1 protein-coding gene is annotated in these 1,401 nt (G+C 41.5%); it reads right to left on the reverse strand.

Annotated features, from left to right (window positions below):
* Positions 1–1,313: IS4 family transposase (locus tag H5115_RS19950; RefSeq protein ID WP_404936129.1), on the reverse strand; the 1,313-nt coding region annotated here is incomplete at its 3' end.
* Positions 1,314–1,401: the final 88 nt, after the last annotated feature.

Raw genomic sequence — 1,401 nt, forward strand, 5'->3', positions numbered from 1 at the left:
GCATCTTTCTTTTTATGGGGATACTTAGATGGTTTTGGCTTAACCCATCGGGGATATCTTCTATCCTCTCGTCTAGCTGGAAGCTTAAATAAGACCAGTGTATCGAGTAAGTGCTGCCAGTGTATTGGAATGTTCCCTGGGCTCATTATAGATACTGACGAGAAATACTGAATGACAGCCATCGAACTGCTAGAGAAACTAAGCTGGTTAGGCCATATCCCTGTGACTGTCGCCGCCATCGTCATTATTCTTCGTATTAAATTATAGGCGAGTAACACGGCCCATAGCTCCTGACGCACCATGTCTGGACGCTTACTTCTTAAATGGTATGCGCTATCAAGCATGGTTTGTTTGATTTCTCTAAACCCAAGTTCTATCTCCCAACGATGACAATATAATTCAACAATTTCATTACCTGGATAACGCAATCTATCCGTCATCGAGGTTAATATACGGTAGCTTTTGCCCTTTATTGTTTTGCTGATTAATCTCGCTTTAATCGTTTCAGGAACATCGGGAAAGTTTTTTTGTGCATGCTTTGTGGTTTTCAATTCAATGATATGGTCATTTTTACCCGCGCTGGAGATGATTTCATACTGTAAGTCGGGCCTTGCTGGTATCAGCCAGTGCCTCATCTCCCCAGTTTGGTGCCAACGGTTTAACAGGCCTAAAGAATAATATCCTTTATCAAACATAGTCAGTGAATTATCTGGTGTACGTTCAATTAAACGCTCAGCTAATTTCATCTCGTTGGTTTTAAAGTTATCAAACTCGCTACTGAGAAGTTGATGGCTGGTCAATTCCATATGACAGACCATGCGTATTTGAGGAAAGGCTGTATCACCGTATTGGTTGCTACCTGAAGAGAAGGCTTTACGATTATCAGGCGTGTCGGCTGTTCGCCACACAACACCGTCAACAGCTAATAGGTTCAAACCATTCCATGTTTCGAATGACTGTTGCTTATACATTGATTGAGCAGATTTATTGAAAACGTGTTTAACGGAATCATCACCTAACCTTTGTCTCGCCTGTACCATCGCACTTGGAGCAACGAGTTGGTTCTTGCCAGGTAACATGATATCTAGCTTATTAGCGATATTCCAAACTGATTCTTTTCGAAACAATGCCATGCCAATAACTGACCACAAAACGGCTTCAAGCGGTAATCTTCGCTTACGAACGGTTGCAATCCCTGCTTGTTGAAAACCTTGTTCAATGATTTCAGGGTCAAGAATTTCTGATAATTTTTCAAAGGTATGGTATCGGCTGCTTTCTTCAAGTGTTGCTTGCAGTGCTTGTTCTATATTCACAAAAAATCCGTAGTTAGTTTCCTAACTACGGATTTTGCATGATCGCTTGGATCGGTCAACCGGTCATTTTCTTAACTGATCGGCATTA

This window comes from Pseudoalteromonas sp. SR44-2 (assembly GCF_014163745.1).
In the GTDB taxonomy this organism is placed as follows: Bacteria; Pseudomonadota; Gammaproteobacteria; order Enterobacterales; family Alteromonadaceae; genus Pseudoalteromonas; species Pseudoalteromonas distincta.